Source organism: Frankia sp. QA3, assembly GCF_000262465.1.
Lineage (GTDB): Bacteria > Actinomycetota > Actinomycetes > Frankiales > Frankiaceae > Frankia.
The window spans coordinates 6,986,540-7,006,410 of sequence record NZ_CM001489.1 but is presented as its reverse complement, the minus strand read 5'-3'; the positions used below and the strand labels follow the sequence as shown (position 1 = coordinate 7,006,410).

The 19,871-nt window shown below is 73.7% G+C and carries 13 protein-coding genes and 3 pseudogenes; 9 read left to right on the top strand and 7 right to left on the bottom strand.

The genetic code is table 11. The features are described from left to right. The first annotated feature begins 422 nt into the window (after positions 1-422). Positions 423-1,203 (top strand): annotated as a pseudogene (locus FRAQA3DRAFT_RS28600) (enoyl-CoA hydratase/isomerase family protein). 27 nt (positions 1,204-1,230) lie between these two features. Here the strand turns inward: FRAQA3DRAFT_RS28600 and FRAQA3DRAFT_RS28595 are convergent. Both FRAQA3DRAFT_RS28595 and FRAQA3DRAFT_RS28590 read right to left on the bottom strand, forming a co-directional pair. Further along, complete coding sequence (locus FRAQA3DRAFT_RS28595) at positions 1,231-1,719, bottom strand: hypothetical protein (RefSeq protein ID WP_009742542.1); 489 nt, start codon at positions 1,717-1,719, stop codon at positions 1,231-1,233. Continuing rightward, positions 1,716-2,162, bottom strand: coding sequence for an AAA family ATPase (locus tag FRAQA3DRAFT_RS28590; RefSeq protein WP_035921661.1), 447 nt, complete (start codon positions 2,160-2,162; stop codon positions 1,716-1,718). The genes FRAQA3DRAFT_RS28595 and FRAQA3DRAFT_RS28590 overlap by 4 nt, the downstream gene beginning before the upstream one ends. A 1,239-nt stretch (positions 2,163-3,401) precedes the next feature. Here FRAQA3DRAFT_RS28590 and FRAQA3DRAFT_RS28585 point away from each other — a divergent pair. Further along, entirely contained in the window at positions 3,402-4,244 is an 843-nt protein-coding gene (locus FRAQA3DRAFT_RS28585) for an LLM class F420-dependent oxidoreductase (protein ID WP_035921660.1), read from the top strand. 70 nt (positions 4,245-4,314) lie between these two features. On the opposite strand, the gene FRAQA3DRAFT_RS28580 is transcribed toward FRAQA3DRAFT_RS28585, so the two are convergent. After that, on the bottom strand, positions 4,315-6,834 hold the full coding sequence (locus FRAQA3DRAFT_RS28580; RefSeq protein WP_009742540.1) for a diguanylate cyclase domain-containing protein: 2,520 nt from the start codon (positions 6,832-6,834) through the stop codon (positions 4,315-4,317). A 233-nt stretch (positions 6,835-7,067) separates the two neighbouring features. Then, positions 7,068-8,504 (bottom strand): PLP-dependent aminotransferase family protein, encoded by a 1,437-nt coding sequence (locus FRAQA3DRAFT_RS28575; RefSeq protein WP_009742539.1) that lies wholly within the window; start codon positions 8,502-8,504, stop codon positions 7,068-7,070. 49 nt (positions 8,505-8,553) lie between these two features. On the opposite strand from FRAQA3DRAFT_RS28575, the gene FRAQA3DRAFT_RS28570 reads away from it, so the two are divergent. Next, positions 8,554-9,432 (top strand): DMT family transporter, encoded by an 879-nt coding sequence (locus FRAQA3DRAFT_RS28570; protein ID WP_009742538.1) that lies wholly within the window; start codon positions 8,554-8,556, stop codon positions 9,430-9,432. A gap of 654 nt (positions 9,433-10,086) precedes the next feature. After that, complete coding sequence (locus FRAQA3DRAFT_RS28565; protein WP_009742536.1) at positions 10,087-11,352, top strand: ABC transporter substrate-binding protein; 1,266 nt, start codon at positions 10,087-10,089, stop codon at positions 11,350-11,352. Between the two features lie 120 nt (positions 11,353-11,472). Here FRAQA3DRAFT_RS28565 and FRAQA3DRAFT_RS28560 read toward each other — a convergent pair whose 3' ends face one another. Beyond that, entirely contained in the window at positions 11,473-11,802 is a 330-nt protein-coding gene (locus FRAQA3DRAFT_RS28560; RefSeq protein WP_157467728.1) for a hypothetical protein, read from the bottom strand. Between the two features lie 483 nt (positions 11,803-12,285). Between FRAQA3DRAFT_RS28560 and FRAQA3DRAFT_RS39010 the strand changes: the two are divergent. Then, positions 12,286-12,333, top strand: a pseudogene (locus tag FRAQA3DRAFT_RS39010) (hypothetical protein); the annotation flags it as partial. A gap of 126 nt (positions 12,334-12,459) precedes the next feature. Here the strand turns inward: FRAQA3DRAFT_RS39010 and fabG are convergent. Together fabG and FRAQA3DRAFT_RS28550 are read right to left on the bottom strand one after the other, a co-directional pair. After that, positions 12,460-13,242 carry a 3-oxoacyl-ACP reductase FabG gene (gene fabG, locus FRAQA3DRAFT_RS28555; protein WP_009742534.1) on the bottom strand — a complete coding sequence of 261 codons (783 nt, stop codon included), beginning with the start codon at positions 13,240-13,242 and terminating at the stop codon, positions 12,460-12,462. Positions 13,243-13,371: 129 nt separating this feature from the next. Continuing rightward, positions 13,372-14,574: a phosphotransferase enzyme family protein gene (locus FRAQA3DRAFT_RS28550; protein WP_009742533.1), complete on the bottom strand. Its 1,203-nt coding sequence runs from the start codon at positions 14,572-14,574 to the stop codon at positions 13,372-13,374. Between the two features lie 122 nt (positions 14,575-14,696). Between FRAQA3DRAFT_RS28550 and FRAQA3DRAFT_RS28545 the strand changes: the two genes are divergently transcribed. The 4 genes and pseudogenes from FRAQA3DRAFT_RS28545 to FRAQA3DRAFT_RS37800 all read left to right on the top strand — a co-directional run bounded on the left by FRAQA3DRAFT_RS28545 (position 14,697) and on the right by FRAQA3DRAFT_RS37800 (position 19,851). Continuing rightward, positions 14,697-15,179 carry a hypothetical protein gene (locus FRAQA3DRAFT_RS28545; RefSeq protein WP_035921657.1) on the top strand — a complete coding sequence of 161 codons (483 nt, stop codon included), beginning with the start codon at positions 14,697-14,699 and terminating at the stop codon, positions 15,177-15,179. 319 nt (positions 15,180-15,498) lie between these two features. Further along, on the top strand, positions 15,499-15,972 hold the full coding sequence (locus tag FRAQA3DRAFT_RS28540) for a toll/interleukin-1 receptor domain-containing protein (protein ID WP_009742532.1): 474 nt from the start codon (positions 15,499-15,501) through the stop codon (positions 15,970-15,972). Next, positions 15,972-19,463: pseudogene (locus tag FRAQA3DRAFT_RS39005) on the top strand (pentapeptide repeat-containing protein); the annotation flags it as partial. The gene FRAQA3DRAFT_RS28540 and the pseudogene FRAQA3DRAFT_RS39005, both read left to right, overlap by 1 nt. 97 nt (positions 19,464-19,560) lie before the next feature. Further along, positions 19,561-19,851 (top strand): WD40 repeat domain-containing protein, encoded by a 291-nt coding sequence (locus FRAQA3DRAFT_RS37800; protein ID WP_232292179.1) that lies wholly within the window; start codon positions 19,561-19,563, stop codon positions 19,849-19,851. Positions 19,852-19,871 lie beyond the last annotated feature (20 nt).

Below are 19,871 nucleotides of genomic sequence, written 5' to 3'. Positions count from 1 at the left end.
CCCCATCACGAAAAACCCCAGGTGGATCGCCGACAAACAGCGGGGAGCACCCAGGGAAGGGCACACCACGCCCGACCCCGAGGCCGCGAAATATCCTCGGAAGCCGGCTGGAACTATTCTTAGTGATCGGCCGGTGACACGCCAGCGATACGGATAGCCGGCGAATTCCAGTGCTCCCCGCCCGGCAATGCGGCGGATGCGGTATAAGCCCTCGGCCGGACGGCGGGCCGGGGTGACCCGGTATCGGCTGGCCGGTACGGCGCGCCCCAGGACGGCGGATCGGCCAGGATGTCCCACGGGGCGTTTGGCCCCTGGCAACCGCTGGCCCCACACGCGTGCGAGCGCAGGCCCGAGGCGTGCCGGGCACCGACCGACAAGGGCACGATCAGCAAGGGCACCGATCAGCACAACGGAGGATCACCATGAGCGAGTCCGGCGACGTCGCCGTCCAGACCCGGCCCGACCACGTCGCGGTCGTCGAGATCCGCCGGCCGCCGCACAACTACTTCGACGTGCACCTCGTCGAGGAGCTCGCCGACACCTACGACAAGCTCGCGGCCGGCTCCGAGGTCCGCGCGATCGTCCTCGCCGCGCAGGGCAAGCACTTCTGCGCGGGCGCCGACTTCGCCGGCGCCAGCACGGCGGCGGCGGTCACGGCCGAGGAGGGGGCGCCGGCCCTCTACCGGGCGGCGCTGCGGCTGTTCGCCGCCCCGATCCCGGTGGTGGCCGCGGTGCAGGGCAGCGCGATCGGCGGCGGGGTGGGGCTCGCCCTGTCCGCGGACTTCCGAGTGGCGAGCCCCGAGACCCGGTTCGTGGCGAACTTCTCCCGGCTTGGCCTGCACCAGGGCTTCGGCCTGTCGGTGACGCTGCCGGCGGTCGTCGGCCGCCAGAAGGCGCTGGACCTGCTCTACACCGGCCGCCGGGTCGGCGGGCAGGAGGCGTTCGAGATCGGCCTGGCCGACCGGCTCGCCGCGGCGGAGGGTCTGCGCGACGCGGCGCTCGCGCTCGCCGCCGAGATCGCCGCCGCCGCGCCCCTGGCGGCGCAGCATCCGGCAGACGATGTGGGCGGACCTCGTGCCGGCGATCCAGGCCGCCACCGAGCGGGAGGCCTCCGAGCAGGCCATCCTGCGGGCCACCACCGACTTCGCCGAGGGCGTGCGGGCCACCGCCGAGCGCCGCGACCCCCGCTTCACCGGCCGCTGAGCGTCCGCACTCTCCCGGGCCGGACGATCAGCTCGCTCCCCCGGCCCGGGACAACAGCGTCTCCAACGAGTCCCCGCAGCCGATCTTCAGAACACCGGTCCGCCGCCCGCGGAAGGTGATGCGCCGGCTGCGGAGAACCGTCAGGTCGACGCTGCGCACGCTGTTGCTGGCCAGTACCGCGGCAAAGTGGACGCCGGATTGGCCGGCGCAGATGCGCTCGGCGACGAGCACGCCGTTCTGGAGCTGCCCGAGCACGACGTCGACCTCGACACGCCCGCCCTTCATCTCCACCGCGAACACGTAGTCCTCGGCCGGTCGCTCCCGCGACCAGAAGACCAGGCCGTCGGCGAGGCGCTGCGGGTGCCCGTGGTTCGCCTGGTAGGGAGTCCCCCCGAGGCAGTGGACCTGGCCGTCGGCCGGTAATCGGACGCTGCACCTGCCCTCGCGCAGGACCCGGGTGGCGCAGCAGGTGCAGTGCGAACGCGCCGTGGCCGCCAGCCGGGGCCGGGGCGTCACTCGGTCGTCTCCCGGTCCAGTTTGATCGACTGGTTGTAGAGCACCTCCGCGACGTCGATGAAACTCGCCTCGGACACGCCGGACTGCCGGCTGACCGGAAGCTCCTCGACGACCCTGCCCTGCGTCCCCGGATCCATCCGGAACAGGTACACGCCCACCTTCTCGGGCGCGAGCACGGCCTCCGGCGGGAGGCCCACCCGTTCCACCGCCTCCGCGCCGACCTGAGAGGCGACGATCAGGTTGCTGATCTGCTGGATGAAGAACTCGCTGTGGGTGGTGATCGCGACGCCGAGCCGGGCGTTCACGAGCTTGCAGAGGATCTCGGCGAGCGCGGTCTGCGAGGCCGGATGCAGGTGCGCCTCCGGCTCCTCGATGATCAGGAGATCCTCCGGCTCGACGATGTGACGGAGATACAACACGATCGGCGCAACCTCGGACACCATCGAGGACGTCCGATGCAGTGGGAAATCGGCGCCGGAGGTGTACTCGCCACCTCGATCGCCCCGCGTAGAACGCACTCCTCCAGTTCGGTCGCCTCCTCGGCGAAGACGCTGTCTTCTTGTTCCTCAAGCGCGACCATCTCGCCCAGGAAATCCGTGATGACGCCGGAGAGCGCAGGGATCCGCCTATTCTCAATGCCGGCCAGGGAGGACCGTCGGATCAGCGACGCCGACAGTACTCGGTGACTTTACAGGAGTCCGGACCGCACAGCCGGAAGGTATCGCGACCGGAGCGGGAAATCGCGGAAACATCGTTGCACCATGCCGTACGCCAGCCGATTGAGGTCGGCCAGATCCCGAATCGGTGGAGACAGTCTGCGTTCCCGCTTCGGGGTAGACCGGATAAAGTTGCAGAGTAGCTCCCCCATATCCGGCGGGATCCATTTGATGGATGTACGCCGCGCCCCGATGGAAACGGTAAAGCCCCAGGCCGGAGAGGCGCTGTTGATGGAGATACGGCTTCACACCCTTCCAGGGTGCACCCTCCGCAGTTCCGAGATCTTCGTTCCGAAGCAACGTTCGAGCTCGGCTAGAAACCCTTCCGCATACACCGCGAGCTGACCTTCAACCATCGACGAAAGCACTTCAAGGGTTTCAGGATTAACCGAGAAGTCTGCGGCATCCTCCGGCCACTCGACCGGCAGCGAAGAAAAAAGGTCGTCGTGTTCGACGAGGCACTATGGGACTGATACGGCGAGATAGACCGAACCGCCCCTGGATCATACATTTCTCGAGGGCGGCGTAGACAAGGGCGGCGAGGACGGATGTGCCGGCGTTGTTGGGACCGACGAAGATCGTCATTGGTTTCAGTTCGAACGAGGCCGAGCGCAGTGGGCCGAAGTCCGTCACCGAGATCGTGACCGCCATCCCGCCTCCCCTCGGGTCCGCCACCGGAGCCCCGCGCCGGTCCGGCCGAGGTGCCGTCCGCCGGGTCGCTCCTAGCCCGAGGACAGCCCGGCTCATCGGCCTGGCGAGCAGGTCCCCCCGAATTCCCTGATCATATCCGGCGCACCACCCATCTCAGCGGGTCGAGGAGGCGGTCACTCCCGTCCGACCCAGGAACGCCGTGTCCTCGTGTCCGCGGGCCCTGTGTCCGCCGACACCGGAGCTGGTCCCGTGGGGGCGCGCGGGGGGTTGCTCGACAGGGGCTTGCGAGCTCGGGCGGGGATAGCATGCCGCAGCGTGGACCTTGGCCTGGCGTACTTTCCCACGGACTACTCGATGCCCGTCGGCGATCTCGCGGCCGCGGCGGAGGAGCGCGGGTTCGAATCGCTGTTCCTGTGCGAGCACACCCACATCCCGGTCTCGCGGCGCTCGCCCTACCCGCAGGGCGGCGAGCTGCCCCGGGAGTACTCGCACACGCTCGACCCGTTCGTGGCGTTCGGCGCCATCGCCGCCCGCACCCGCCGGCTGCGCTTCGGCCCCGGCATCTGCCTGGTCACCCAGCGGGATCCGATCGTCACCGCCAAGGAGGTGGCGTCGGTGGACCACCTCTCGGACGGCCGGTTCCTGTTCGGGGTCGGCGCAGGGTGGAACACCGAGGAGATGATCGACCACGGCACGGACCCGGCGCGGCGCTGGGCGGTGACCCGCGAGCGCGTCCTGGCGATGCGGACGATCTGGACGCAGGAGGTGGCGGAGTTCCACGGGAGGTTCGTCGACTTCCCGCCGATGTGGTCCTGGCCGAAGCCGGTCCAGGCCGGGGGACCGCCGGTGCTCGTCGGCAGCGCGGGGCCCCGGGCCCTCAACCGGGTGCTCGACTACGGCGACGGCTGGTTCCCGATCTACGGCGCGATCCGGTCGGACGCCGGCGAGCGGATCGCCGAGCTGCGGACCCGGGCCGCCGACCTCGGCCGGCCCACCCCGTCGGTGACCGTCTTCGGCGTGCCGCCGAAGACGGAGCGGATCGAACAGTCAGCCGCCGCCGGGGTGGACCGGGTGCTGTTGCTGGTCCCGTCGGTGCCGGCGGCGCAGGCACTCGAGACGCTCGACCGGTTCGCCGGCCTGAACCCCGCGCCGGCCTGAACCGCACGCCGGCCTGAACCGCACGCCGGTCTCACCCGGCCTGCCCGCTGCCCGCGCCGGATGGTCGGGTTCACGCGCGGGCGGCGGTCGCGGGCGGCGGGGAACGGTTGTCGACTATGTCGCCGGTCGCGAGGTGACAGCCGCGTTCGAGCAGGCGGCGTGCCGTCCACCTGCTGTCGACACCGCAGGCGATCACCTCGATCCCGAGGTCGAGCACGGTGGCGAGGAATCGGTCGGTGAGGATGCGCAGCCGGTCCGGCGTCGACCGGTCGACCCACAGCGCCGTGTAGGCCGGATGCAGCGTGATCATGTCGACCGGCAGCAGCCGCAGGCTGTCCACGGTGGTGCTCGCCGAGCCGACCTCGGCCAGGGCGATCCGCACACCGGTGCGGTGCAGCCGCGCCAGGACGCGGGCGGTCGCGTCGAGGTCGCGGTCCCCGCTCGTCCCGCGGATGTCGAGGACGAGCGCGCCAGCCGGCAGCCCGGCGTCGGCCAGCGCCGAGGAGATCTCCGCCGGCAGGCCCTCGCGGGCCGCCCGTTCGGCGAGCAGCGGCACGTGCACCGCCGCCGGACGCGCACCGGGCGGCGTCCGGCGGGCGATCCACGCCAGCGCGTGGCGCAGCAGGAACCGGTCCAGGTCCGGGCCGACGCCGGCGGAGTCGCCGAGGGCGGCCAGCCGGTGCGGGCGGAACACGCCCAGCCGGGGATGGTGCCATTCCAACCGGGCCTGGTAGGCGGGCACCTCCCCGGTCGCCAGATCGACGACGGGCCGCAGGGACACGCCGAGCCGGCCGCCGCTCGGGTCGTCGCGGGCGGCCTCGGCGAGGGCGGCGTGCAGGGCGGGGACGGTGTCCGGCGCGGCGAGGTCGGCGTCGTAGACCGTGAGGAGTCCGCCCTTGCCGGACTTGGCCGAGTACATCGCCAGGTCCGCCTGGTGCAGCAGGGTCTCGGCCGTGATCGCGGTGTCGGCGGGGCCGACGACGACGAGCCCGAAACTGGCCGCGACGGCATAGGTGGTGTCGGCGAGCCGGACCGGGACGCGGACCGCCTCGGCGAGCCGGTGCCCGATCGCCACCGGGTCGTCGGCGTCGCCCACCGGCCGGTCGGGGCCGGCCCGCGCGCTGTTGCCGGCCGCGGCCGCGGTTGCGGGTGGGCCCGGGGCTGAGCCTGGGCCTGGGGCTGGACCTGGACCTGGACCTGGGGCTGGGGCTGGGGCGGATTCGAGCAGGATGGCGAACTCGTCCCCGCCGAAGCGGGCCACGGTGTCGGTGGCCCGCACCGATCCGGTGAGCCGGCGGGCGGTGACGCGGAGCAGCTCGTCGCCGGCCGCGTGCCCGAGCGCGTCGTTGACCTGCTTGAAGTCGTCGAGATCGCAGAAGACCACGGCGACGGGATGCGGCACCCGGGCGTGGCGGGCCAGCGCCTGGTCGAGCCGGTCGGCGAACAGCGCCCTGTTGGCCAGGCCCGTCAGCGGATCGTGGAAGGCGAGCCGGCGAAGCTCCGCCTGGTTGTCCTCCAGGCGCTCCAGCAGCCGCACGTTGTCGGCCATCGTCGTCATCTGCCGGATGAGAGCCAACACGAGCAGGAACATCAACGCCCAGATCTCCTCCTGCCCGGCCAGGTCGGTCCCCACCAGCCGGACGATCGCGACGGCGCCGGCGACGAGCAGCGGCAGGTAGGGCAGCATGACGTGCCACCAGCGCCGCCGGTACCGGGCGGCGGTCCACTGCGCCGCCAGGACGACTCCGGTGGGCGGCTCGGCCGGCGACAGCAGCGCGGCGAGGCCCACCAGCAGCGGGCCGGCCACGAAGCCCATGTCCAGGATGCGCGGGAGGTCGGCGCGCTCCCGGGTCGTCGCGTACAGATAGATCATGATGGCCAGCGCGAAGACCATCAGCCCCGAGCCCAGCAGGCTGAGCCCGAGCAGGGACCGCGGCCGGCGGAACGTGGCGATCAGGATGATCGTCACGGCGGTGACGAGCGCGGCGGCGGTCACGACGAGGGCGGGCAGGAGGTCGTAGACGGGATGGTCACCGTCGGTGATGCCGTTCTCCAGCACCGTCACCCAGGCGAGCAGCGCGACCGCGCCGGTCACGATGACGCTGTCGAGCACCGTGATCAGGTACCAGCGCCGTTCCCGGGTGGTCCCGTGCGCAAGGGTGTCGAACGGATCGGTCGGGTAGCGCAGCACCCCGGCCAGGCCGCACAGCCACGGCAGCAGCAGCGCCAGCATGGGCAGGCTGATGTGCGGCACGGGTTGTCCGCCGCCGAGGACGTCGTGCAGCGAGGCGAGCGCCGTCCCCGCCAGCGCCAGCACCATCACGCCGACGAGCAGGCGCCAGGTGCGTTCCGCGCCCTCGCGCCGGGCCGCGGTCACGAAGCAGGCCAGCGCGCCGGCCGTCGTCGACGCCAGCCCGGCGGCCCGCACCACGATCAGTGCGGCCCGCTCGGGCAGCGTCAGCGTGGCCACCGCCACCGCGACGACGACCACGGCGACACCGAGCGCCGTCCACCGCCACCAACGGGCGACGGGTGGTCCCCCGAACCCGGGTGAGCGGGCCCGCGCGGGCGCGCGCGCTTCCTCCCCCATGCGACCGTCACCGTCCAACATGCGACCGTCACCGTCCAACATGCGACCGTCACCGTCCAACCCGGCCGAGCGCGGCGATACCGCGGCGGTGGCGCCCCTCGGCACCCGATACCTATGCCCGTCCGGCGGCCCAGACCCGACCGAACCGGCCCGACCGCTGCGCAGCGTGACCCCCGGTCGGAGGTCTCCACCGTGCAACCGAGTCGGGGACGGCCGGGACGCCCGAGCCGGGTTCACCCGTCGCTGAGCACCGCGGCGAGCCGGTCGACCGCGGCGACGAGGCCCTCGCCAGGGGTGCGGCTGTAGGTCAGGCGCAGATGGGGGGCGACGGCCTCACCCACGGTGTAGGCGCTGCCGGGGCCGACGGCGACGCCCGCCCGCCGGGCGGCCGCGGTGACGAGCCGGTCGTCGGCGCCGGGCGGCAGCGGCAGCCAGACGTGCACACCCCCGCTGGGCGGCTGCGGCGGGGCGAGGGTGGGCAGGGCCCGCGCGATCGCGGCGAGCAGCGCCGCCCGGCGGGCCAGCAGCACCCGGCGCAGCGACGCCAGGTGTCGGCGCCAGCCCGGGGTACTGAGCAGCTCCACCGCGGTCTGCTGGAGCACCGGGGCGACGAAGAGGTCGTCGGTGATCCGCACCCGGGCCAGCCGGGCCGCGACCGGGCCGCGGGCGCTGACCGCCGCGATCCGCAGGCCGGGGGACACGCTTTTCGACAGCGACAGCACGTGCACGACGTGGCCGTCCGGGTCGGCGGCGGCCAGCGGCGGCGGGCTGACCGCGGTGAGGTCCAGCGGCGCCACCCAGTCGTCCTCGACGCAGAACGCCCGGTGGTCCCGCAGGGCGGCCAGTACCGCCGGCCGACGGTCCGGGGCGAGCACCGCCCCGGTGGGGTTGGCGTGCCGCGGCTGGAGGTAGACCAGCCGGGCCCCGCTGCGGCCGAGCACGTCGGCGAGATCGTCGGGGCGCACCCCGGCGGCGTCCGCCGGCACCGGGACCGGGACGAGCCCCGCCGCCCGCGCGGCGGCCAGGGCCCCCGGGTAGGTGGTGTGCTCGACCGCGAGTGCCTCGCCGGGCCGGCCGAGGGCGCGGAAGACCAGCGCGAGCGCCGCCTGCCCGCCGCTGGTGACGAGCACGTCGGACGCGGTGTGGGACGGGCTGACCAGGCCGGCGATCAGCCCGCGCAGGTCGGGCAGGCCGGCCACCGGGGTGCGATCCCAGGCGCCGGGCCGGCGGGCGGCGCGGGCGGCGGCCGCCGCGAGCAGGCCGACCGGCTGGGCCGCCGGGTCCAGATAGGCCGAGGCGAGGTCGAGCACGCCGTCGGGGACGGGCGAGTAGAGCTCGGTCATGTCGTGGGGCAGGTCGTCGCGGGCGCCGAGCACGGCGGTCTGCCAGCTCAGATCGGTCGACCGGGACGCCGGCGGCCTGGCGACGACGCTGCCGCGGCCGGGCATGGTGACGAGCAGCCCGCGGGTGGCCACCGCCGCGAGAGCCCGCTGCACGGTCAGCGCGCTCGCCCGATGCCGGCGCTGGAGCTCCCGGGTGCTCGGCAGCGCCGAGCCCGCGGGCAGGCGGGCGCACAGTGCGGTCAGCTCGTCGACGATCCCCGCCTGCCCTCCCCCACGGCCCCGCGCGACCTCCGACCCGTCAGCGCTTTCGCCGATATCGTTGTGCATGAGGGACAAGGAAAGCGCATTCGTTGGGAGCAGGGAAGCGCGAGGGCTGGTGTCGGGCGCCGCGGGGGTGGTCGCGTTCAGCCTCACGCTGGTCGCGACGGGGGCCGCGGAGCCCGCCTTCGGCGCGCTCACCGTCGGCGCCGGCCGCGCCGTACTGGCCGCGGGCCTCGCCGCGGCCCTGCTGCGCCGCCGCGGCCTGCCCCTGCGCCCCCCGGACGGGCGCGCGGCGACGATCGTCATCGCCGCGACCGTGGTCGTCGGGTTCCCGCTGCTGACCTCGTGGGCGCTCGCGGACGTCCCGGTGGCGCACGCCGCCGTCGTGGTGGGCCTGGCGCCGGCGGCGACGGCCGGGTTCGCGGTGGTCCTGGCCGGGGAGCGGCCCACCCCGCCGTACTGGGCGGCCCTGGGTCTCGGGCTCGCCGCGATGCTGGCCTTCGCCGCGGTCCAGGGCGCGGGCCGGCCGCGGACGGCCGACCTGCTGGTGCTCGCCGCGGTCGTGCTCGTCGGTCTCGGTTACGCCGAGGGCGGGGTTCTCGCGCGGCGCTTCGACGGGGCGGCGGTGATCTGCTGGGCGCTGCTGGCGGCGCTGCCGGTCACGGTGCCGCTGGCCGCGGCCGGCCTCGTCATGCACCCGCCGCGCCAGGTGACGGCCGGGGCCGCCGTCGGTCTGGCCTACGTCAGCGTCGTGAGCATGTTCCTCGGCTTCGTCGTCTGGTATCGGGGGCTCGCCCTCGGCGGGGTGGCGCGGGTCGGGCGGCTCCAGCTCGCCCAACCGGTGCTGACCCTGGCATGGGCGGCGCTGCTGCTCGGTGAGTCACTGACCCCGGTCGGCGTCGGGACGGCGATGATCGTCATTGCCTCGGTCGTCCTCGGCCGCCGGGCTCCCGCGCGCCCTGAGCAGACCGACGGAGCTCCCCACCGGGCATGACCCAGGTCACCTCCGCCGACGCGGAGTGGGCCGGGGGCGGCGCGGGGGACCGGTGCCCGGTGCCCGTCGGCCGGCCGGTGGGCACCGCGCGCCGCGCGGTGCCCACCGAGGGTGGGGGCGGGTTTGCCGCGCCGGCCGACAGCCGATATGCATGAAAGTTTACCCGAATGCGATTTTGATGAATCGGAACCCAGAATGCGGCCGTAGCGGCGGCTTTCAGCCCGCATCCGCGCGTCCCCAAGGTCCCTGGAATACCGTGCGTCCTCAGGCCGGATCGGCATCACCGCGTCCCCCATACCGGTGATCCGGCCGGGCCGATGGCACCGATCGGGGGCGGCCGTAATCGGCGCTTAATGAGCCGCCTCACTCCTTCACCCCGGTAGGAGCGCCCACCGCCGCGGACGGATCATCCCGACGGACGCCGCGCCGCCGGGCGGCCCCCGAAATGCGCAGCGCTGACGCTCGGACCAGGACACGCCGAATTCCGTCTTTGTGCCGCCCTATACCTTGTGCTGCCCCTCGCCCGGCTGCCCTGGTCTGACCGGGCACCGGCCCGACCACCACCCATGGGCCGGCATATGGGCTCGAAGGGGCCCGTCCCCGCATTGGTGGACGGCCACGCGCAGGCCCGGACAGGCACAGAGACGGTGAGGAATGAGAAGAAGCCTGCGTTCGTTCGCCGCGGCGGGTGCCGCGGTCGCCGGCATGGTCTTCGGCATGACCGCGTGCGGCGGGGACGGCGGCGACGTCCTGAGCCAGGCCCGCCACGGTGGGGCGGACCCGTGCGTGCCGACGCCCGGCGTCGACCGCAACAAGATCAGCCTCGGCATGCTGTACTCCGGCTCGCGGTACGACGGCGACCCCAGCGCGCTGTTCCGGGCGGGGGTGGATGCCCGCCTCGGCGAGCAGAACGCGAAGGGCGGGATCTACGGTCGCCAGCTCTCCTACAGCATCGAGGACGACGAGGCGACCCCCGAGCTGAACGCCGTCGCCGGGCGCGCCCTGGTGCAGCGCGACGAGGCGCTCGGCATCCTCCAGTTCAGCGTGGCGGCCTCCGGGTCCGCGAAGCTGCTGGAGAACAGCGGGGTGCCCGTCGTCGACGGGCAGATCACCGATCCGTCGGTGACGCCACGCTCGAACGTGTTCAGCTACTCCCGGCCGACGGTGGAGGAACCCGCCTCCAGCGGCTGGGGCGAGTTCCTCGCCGGCCGGGACGCGCAGCGCGCGGTCACGGTCTCCATCGAGCTGTCCTCGGCCACCCAGTCGATGGCCCACGCCGCCGGGAAGAGCGTGCTCGCCGCCGGCCTGGAGGTCGCGGGCAACCTCCAGGTGCCGAGCGGGCCCTTCGACGCCGACCGGTTCGCCGACCAGGTCCGGGACTCCGGCGCCGACAGCCTCATCGCCTTCGTCCCGGCGCCGAACTTCTACCAGATCGTCGCCGCGGTGCAGGACGCCGACCTCGACCTCAAGGCGATCCTGGGCAACCCGACCAGCTACGACCGCAGCCAGCTCGCCCGGGTGGGGGACAAGGCCGCGGGCGCGTATGCGTTCCTCGACTACACGCCGTTCGAGCTCAACACCCCGACGCACCGGCGGTTCCTCGCGGCGATGGCCGCCTACGCGCCGCAGGCCGCCGCGCTGCCGGACGGCACCGCGCTGATCGGCTGGATCAGCGCGGACCTGATGGTGCGGGGGATCGCCGCGGCCGGCGTCTGTCCGACCCGCGCGGGCGTGCTGGCCGGCCTGCACCGCCAGACCCGCTTCGATGCCGACGGGCTGCTACCGGCGCCGATCAATCTGAGCAAGGGCGTATCCGACATCGCGCCCTGCTACGACTACGTACAGGTCACGCAGGACGGCAAGAAGTTCGCCCCGGTACCCGGCAAGCCGCGGTGCGGGCGGATCCTGCGGGCCAGGTGACCGCGCCCGCACGAACGGCCGGGTTCCCGCCGCCGCCCCAGGTCGGGCCGGCGGCGAGAACCCGGCGCGCCGCGGCATCACACCACGGTCAGCCAGTCGGACAACCACCGGTAATACGGCTCACCACCGGCCCCAGTAGCAGTAGCCGGGGTGCCACTCCTTGGGCTGCCACTTCTTCGGGAACCAGTGGTGGTGCCACCAGAAACCGGGAATCCAGTAGCCGGGCTCCCAGTATCCCGGACGGCAGATCCAGTGCTGCCCCTTCTTATCCTTGGGGCCGTCGTGCGGCTTTTCCACCTCCTTCGGGGGTGGCGACGTGGGCGCGGCGGTAGCCGGGCCGGCGCCTGCCGGCGGCGGTGGAGCCGCGCCGGCAGGCACGGCCGTCAGGAATGCGGCGCAGGCGAGGACGACAGCCAGGACCAGATATCTGAAACCCTTGAGGATTTTCATGGCCATCCCTTCGGAGATGCGCCGCCACGACATCCCGACCATCAGATTTCCGTCGGGAAGCCTTCCCCGGCGCACCCTCTAGATACCCCAACCACGCTCCGCACAATCCCCGGTACACCAAGCCACACCAATACCTGAACCCCGGATTGGAAACCCGACTCCCGACCGTTCCTTTCGCCCGGATCCGGATATCCGAATCCGACAGACGCCTTTCCGGGTGCCCTCGACCGACCGGGGTGACCCAGACCGGGCCGGACCGGACGTACCCGTTGGGCCAGCCCCCGGGCAGGCCGGTCCGCGCCGGCCGGGTGGAGCCGCGCCGCGCCCGGCCATCGGCACGCCGACCGCCGTCGTCTCCGGTTCGAGGTGGCCCACGCCGATCCCCAGGTGCAGCCGGCCGCCGCCGAGCACGTCGAGGGCGGCTCAGGACACCGCGCGGCCCCGGTAGCCGCCGAGCCGGCGGTCGGCTGCGAGGTGGGCGCGATGGCCAACAGCCTGGTGTTCGTCACGGACGCCGCGCAGCCGGTGCTGGTGATGACCAGCGGCAGCCACCGCGTCGACACCGGCGCCCTCGCGGCCCGGCTCGGGTCGCCACGCTCGCCCGGGCCAGCGCCACGCAGGTGCGGGAGGCGACGGGGCAGGCGATCGCGCGCAGGGTCACCGACCCTGCAGGGCGGCCGGCGCCTCGGGGAGGATCTGCCCGCCGTCGACCACCAGCGCCTGCCCGGTGATGTAGGAGGCCTCGTCCGAGGCGAGGAACAGTGCCGCGTGGCCGATCTCGTCGACTTCGCCGAGCCGGCGCATCGGGATCGCGGCCTCCATCGAATGCAGGTAGTCCTCGCCGAGCTCGGCGAGCCCCTCGGTGCGGACGTTGCCCGGGAGCACGGCGTTCACCGTCACCCGATCCTGGGCGAGCTCGACCGCGGCGGTGCGCATGAACCCGAGCATCGCCGCCTTGGACGCCCCGTAGTGCGACCAGCCGGGATAGCCGGTGACCGGCCCGGTGATCGACGAGGTGAGGATCACCCGGCCGCGGCCGGAGGCGACCAGCGCCGGCAGGAACGCCTGCACGGTGAGGATGGTGCCCTTGACGTTCGTGTCCAGTACCTCGTCCAGGTCCGCCTCCGTCATCGTCGCCAGCGGCGCGGACGGGAAGATCCCGGCGTTGGCGCAGACGACGTCCACTCCGCCGTGTCGCTCGGCGACGGTGCGGGCCAGCCGCGCGTTGTCCTCGGCGCTGGCCACGTCGGCGAGCACGAAGCTGACGGCGCCGCCGCCGAGGTCGCCGAGCTCCTGGGCCGTGCTGGCCGCGGCGACCACGTCCCGGCCGCTGATCACGACGTTCGCCCCCGCCGTCGCGAAGACCCGGGCGATGCCCTTGCCGATCCCCTTGCTCCCGCCGGTGACCACGACGGTCCGACCCGCGACCGAGGTGAACATGAGGCACGCCCTTTCGTCGATGCGGGGTGATGTCCGCGTTGTCCCCGGCGGGCGGGACGTTCAAGCGGTCCGGCTCACCGTCCGGCCACGCTCACCGTCCGGCCCGGCTTCTCGTCGGCCCGGCCGTGGTCAGCCGGCGAGCAGGCGCCCGGCCAAGTACGTCTCGGCGAGGTCGCAGCTCTCCCGGGCATACGCCGGGATGCTGGGCACCGCGTCGGAGTGCGGATGGGTGCCGAGCCAGGCGACGAGCAGCAGCCGGCGCAGCAGCACGAAGGTCGGGATCATCGCCACGTCGACGGCGGTCAGCGGAAGCCGCCGCTGGTAGGCGGCGAGCCACACGGCGACGAGATCGCCGGCCTCGTCGAGGTGCTCGATGAACGACAGCGACGCCGCGAGGTCCCACAGGTACCAGCCGAAACCGCAGTCGTCGAAGTCGATGACGCAGACCTCACCCGCCTCCGCCGCGCCCGCGCCTGGCGCGGCGATGGGCCCCGCGCCGTCGGGGACGAGGAGGTTCGCCATGCGCATGTCCGCGTGGATGAGCCCGAACCGGTCCGGCCCCCTGCCGAAGGCCGACAGCCGCCCCTCGGCGACGGCGGCGGCCCGGCCCAGCAGTTCCACCGCCTCGCGCGCCGCGGCGTCCCGCGATCCCGGGCCGTCCACGCCCACGGCTGCGTCCGCACCGATGACGACCGCCTCGTCCAGCGCGGTGCGCAGGCCGGACGTCCAGCTCCCCCACCGGCCGGCGGCGCCCAGGGTGCTCTCCCAGGTCCAGGCGAAGCGGGCGAACGACGGCGGGCGGGCCCAGCTCCGGGCATGCCGATGCAGCCGGGCGGTGATGTCGCCGAGCTGGGTGAACGCCGCTCGCAGCGCGGCGGGTTCCAGCGCCTCGGGCGAGCGGCCGTCAACCCATTCGAACAGCACGGCATGCCGCTCGGTGCCGCCGCCTCCGTCGCCTCCACCACCCGCGCCACCGCTCGGGGCGCCGCTCGGGGCACCCTGCGGCCGGGCGGTCGCGGTCGCCACGAGGGCGCCCCTGCGGGTCGGGACGACGGGCGGGGTCCGCACGACCTCGTCGGCGCGCAGGGCGGCCACCCAGGCGAGCTCGCCGTGGATCTCGGCGAGGCTGTGGTAACCGGGCCGGTGCAGCCGCAGGGCCCAGCGACGCCCGCCAACCGGGTCGTCCACCCGGTAGGTGGTGTTCTCCGAGACGTGCAGCAGGGTGGCCCGCGGCTCGGGACCGAGGTCGTAGGCGGCCAGCACCTCGTCGACGGCGTCGTCCAGCCCGACGGTGTCCGTCTGCTCGCCCGCGCCTGCTGTCACGACGAGCACGGTAGTACGCCCGGATCATCCAATCGGGTAAAGGTACGTACCGTTTCCACGTACAGAAGCGGCATCCGGAGACGGCGTCGTGGTGGCGCACACTGCTGATCCCGATCCTCGGCGCCGCCGGCATGACCTATGTCGTCTACCTGGTGTTCGACAATCTGGACTTCGCGGCCGGGGCGGCGCCGGGCAGCATCGTGTTCGAGGCGACGCCGTGGATCGTCCTCGCCACGTTCCTGCTCGGCCTCGCGGTCGCGCTCGCCGTCCGGGTCCGCGACCCGGCGCGGTATGCCCGCATCGGCCGGATCGTGATGGCCGCGAGCCACGAACGCGCCGCCCCAGCCGCCGCGGCGGGCGGAGCCATCGCGGTGCCGACCCAGCCCGCCGCCGAGCAGGCCACCCCGAACGCTCCCCGACCCGAAGCGCGACGGTTGCGCGGAACACCACGGCCTCCGGATGCGACGGTTGCGCGGAACACCGGCCCCTCCCCGCGACACACGCCTGCGCGCACCTCCGGTCCCCCACCTCGCGAGGCGGGCCGCGGGCGCCGGCGGCGTCTCGATCAAGGAGCCGGCCGCGCCGCAGACCCTTCCCCCGGCCCACCGTCCTAAGTACCCGACGGCCAGCGGCCACCCCGGACAACTGCTGGAGGTCAATCGCGGTTGAGGCCGGCGGAGGCGCATTCAACCTCCAGCAACCGGTGCACGACAACTGGGCGGACCGGCCGATATCGGTCAAGGCGCCTAGCCGACCTCCAGCACCTGGTGCGACGACCTCGGGGCGACCATCCGACACTCCGACGACGGCGCAAATCGAAGCAAATCGGGAGCTCTAACCACGGAGCTGTCGTCCCGACACCCCGGACGATCAGGACCTCCGATCGTCTTCTATCGTGAAGCCATCCGGAAAAACGTGAACGGAGGCGGCCCGATGGAGCGGCTGACCGAGGCGTCGATCTTCCTGAGCTGGTGCCACGGCGACGCCGCCGCCAAGGAGGCGCTGCTCGGCCAGCTGCACCTGGACGCCCTGGCCGGGGTGCGGATCGCCTGGTGGGAGGACTCGCACCTGATGCTCGGCGAGGACTGGCGCCGGCAGATCCTGGCCCGGCTGGCCGGCTGCGACTACGGGCTGTTGCTGCTGAGCCCCGGGTTCTTCGCCAGCCGCTTCATCCTGGACGAGGAGCTGCCCCGACTGCTCGGCCCGGGCGTCGACAAGGTGCTGCCGGTGATGCTGAAGCGGGTGCCGCTGGATGGCTCGCGGGACCTGCACGGCGTGGACACGCGGCAGATCTTCACCGGCTCCGGGGGGCGCTGTTTCACCGAGACCCGCGGCGCCGGGCGGGAGCGGTTCGCGCTGGACCTCACGTCGGCGATCCGGCACCGCGTGCTGAGCGACGCGGCCTGATGCGGCGGCTGCCCCGGCGGGCGGTGCTGCGGCACCTGGACCGGCTCGCCGACGACCTCACGCCCCGGCAGCTGTCCCGGCTGCGGGCGCTGGCCGACCTGATCGGCGAGGACGGCCGGATCCCGCTGCCGCAGGCGTTGGACGTCGCCACCCCCGGCGGCGGTGACGGCAAGGCGCAGGACACCTTCCGCAAGTTCCGGGCCGCGCTCGACGAGGCGGCGACCGCGGCCGGGGTCGACCTGCGGCTGGTCGGCGATCGGCGCAAGGCCCCGCCGCCCGACCGGTTCTGCTGGTTCGAGGGCGCCGACGTCACCAGCGAGGAGGTGGCCGAGCGTTCCCAGCGGAAGGCGGAGCGCCGGACCGGCGACGAGCCGGTGCCGGCGACGGTGAGCGAGGTGCTGCAGCCGGTCGTGCACGTGGAGACGGCGCCGCAGGCGTCCGACGCGCTCCGGCGCCGCGAGCGGGACTTCGTCGGGCTGCTGACCGAGCAGGTCGCCGCGATCCCCGGCTACCGGGTGACCAGCGCGTTCGACCTCCCCCTCGGCGCGGACGTCGAGGCCGAGCGGCGGCGGCTGCGCCGGACCGCCGACGTCGTGGTGGAGCTCGACAGCGCCGCCGCCCGGCGCCACGAGCCGCCCGGCACGACCGTGCGCCGGCCGATCAGGGCCGCCCTGGAGGGAGTGGCCCCCGGCGCCCCCACCGCCGGGGACGTCGTGCACTGCGCCGACCGACCGTTCAGCCAGTGCCGGGACCGCGCCGCCCGCCTGCATTTCGTCGCGACGATCCTGGCGGTGGTCGGCGACCGCCTGCGGGAGCCGGTCCCGGCCGGCACCGGGCCGCGGGCCTGGCCCCCGTACCGAGCGGGCTCGCAGGCCGGCGCCGAACCGCAGAGGACGGGAGCGCGCTACGAGCCGGAGGCATGGGACCGCGCCGACCGGGAGGCGTGGGCCCGGACGCTGCTGGGCCGGCGGCCCCTGGACGTGACGCCGGTGCCGCCCGTGCTCGGGGAGACCTCGCTCGCCGCCAGCACCCCGGCCGACCCGGTGCCGCGCCGCCTGAGCGAGCCGACGCCGGCGGTGGACCGCCTGCTGGCCTGGGCGCTCGACCCGTCGGCGGGCGCCCGTAACCTGTGCACGCTGCTCGGCGACGTCGGGATGGGCAAGACCACCACCGTCAAGCTGTTCACCGAGGCGCTGCTGGACCGCCGTCGGCACGACCCCACGGTGCCGCTGCCGATCCTGTTCGACCTGCGGGACCTGCCGCCGGCGGTGGCCCGGGAAGGCGGCGGCCTGACGAAGATCGTGCAGGCGTTGCTGGACGCCGGGAGCATCGGCGCGGGCCCCTCGGCCGCGCAGGTGCTGGACCTGGTGGCCGCGGGCGGCTGCGTGCTGGTCTTCGACGGCCTGGACGAGGTGCTGGTGCACCTGGAGCCGCACGCCGGCCAGGTGTTCACCCGGACGCTGTGGCGGGCCACCGAGGACACCTGGCAGTCCCGGACGGCCGAGCGGCGGGGGTCCCGGCCGAGCCGGCTGCTGCTGTCCTGCCGGACCCATTACTTCCGTTCCATCCGGCACGAGACCACCCACTTCACCGGGCAGCACCGCGACGGCCCGGCCGGCGCCGACTACCTGGCGCTGCTGATGCTGCCGTTCGGCGAGGAGCAGGTGCGCGCGTACCTCGCGGCGAACGTGCCCGGTGCCGACGCCGACCGGCTGCTGGAGCTGCTCGACAGCGTGCACAACCTGCGGGAGATCGCGCAGCGGCCGCTGACCCTGCGGATGGTCGCCGAGCAGCTGGAGACGGTGGAGCGGGCGAAGCTCGCCGGCCGCACCGTGCGCGCGGTGGACCTGTACGCGTCGTTCGTCGCCCAGTGGCTGGAACGCGACGACGGCAAGCACTCGCTGCTGCCGGCGCACAAGCAGCTGCTGATGGAGGACCTCGCGGCCCGGCTGTGGCGCTCCGGCCGGGCGACCTGGCAGGTGGACGAGGTCGAGCAGTGGCTGCTGGAGTTCCTCGCCGGCCGCCCGGACCTGGAGCTGCACTACCCGTCCCGGGCCCCGGACCTGTGGAAGGAGGACCTGCGCACGGCGACGTTCCTGGTCCGCCGGGACGACGAGACGTTCGGTTTCGCGCACACGTCGCTGCGCGAGTACTTCCTCGCCCGCCACCTCGGCCGGGCCCTGGAGCTGCCCGCCGACCAGGCGCGGGCCGCCTGGCGGCTCCCGGTGCCGAGCCCGGAGACGCTCGACTTCCTCGGCCAGTGGCTGGCCGGCCGCGACGAGGCGACGCGCGCGCGGTGCACCGCGGCGCTGGCCACGATCGCGGCGCACGCCCCCGACGGCCAGGCGGACGCGGCGGCGGTGCTGGCGTTCGCGTACTGCCTGGCGGCCACCCGCGGCGGCCACCCGAGCCACCCCCCGGCCGGCTCCGTCCTGGCCGGCGCCGACCTGGCCGGCTGGCGGATCGACGGTGGGAGCCGCCGGCTCGACCTGCGCGGGGTGTCGCTCGCCGGGGCCACGCTGACGGACGCCGTGGTGCGCGACGCGGACCTCTCCCGAGCCGACCTGTCCGGCGCGGACCTGACCCGGGCCGAGGTCCATGACAGCGCCCTGAACGGGGCCGACTTCCGCCGCGCGGACCTCGCGGGAACGGTGTTCCGCGGCTGCGACCTGACCAACGCCCGCTGGACCGCCTCCCGCGCCTACGCCACCCAGGCCCTGCTGTGCCGCCCGTCCGACGACACCCGCCGCCGAGGCTGGCTGACGGCGCCGATCACGACCAAACGCCGAGCCGGCCTCCGGCTGTCGTCCTTCACGGGCCACACCGATCCGCCGACCGGCGGGGCGTGGAGCCCCGATGGCACCCGCATCCTCACCACCAGCTGGGACGGCACCGCCCGGATCTGGAACGCCACCACCGGCCACCACCACCTCACCCTCACCGGCCACACCAGCAGCCTGACCAGCGGCGCGTGGAGCCCCGACAACACCCGCATCCTCACCACCAGCGACGACCGCACCGCCCGGATCTGGGACGCCACCACCGGCCACCACCACCTCACCCTCACCGGCCACACCAGCAGCCTGACCAGCGGCGCGTGGAGCCCCGACAACACCCGCATCCTCACCACCAGTTGGGACGGCACCGCCCGGATCTGGGACGCCACCACCGGCCACCACCACCTCACCCTCACCGGCCACACCAGCAGCCTGACCAGCGGCGCGTGGAGCCCCGACAACACCCGCATCCTCACCACCAGCAACGACGGCACCGCCCGGATCTGGGACGCCACCACCGGCCACCACCACCTCACCCTCACCGGCCACACCAGCCCGCTGACCAGCGGCGCGTGGAGCCCCGACAACACCCGCATCCTCACCACCAGCGACGACCGCACCGCCCGGATCTGGGACGCCACCACCGGCCACCACCACCTCACCCTCACCGGCCACACCAGCCCGCTGACCAGCGGCGCGTGGAGCCCCGACAACACCCGCATCCTCACCACCAGCGACGACCGCACCGCCCGGATCTGGGACGCCCACCACCGGCCACCACCACCTCACCCTCACCGGCCACACCAGCCCGCTGACCAGCGGCGCGTGGAGCCCCGACAACACCCGCATCCTCACCACCAGCGACGACCGCACCGCCCGGATCTGGGACGCCACCACCGGCCACCACCACCTCACCCTCACCGGCCACACCAGCGCCCTGTCCGGCGGCGCGTGGAGCCCCGACAACACCCGCATCCTCACCACCAGCTACGACGGCACCGCCCGGATCTGGAACGCCACCACCGGCCACCACCACCTCACCCTCACCGGCCACACCAGCAGCCTGACCAGCGGCGCGTGGACCGAACCCGAACCGGTCTGATCCGGTGACGCGCGCGGGAG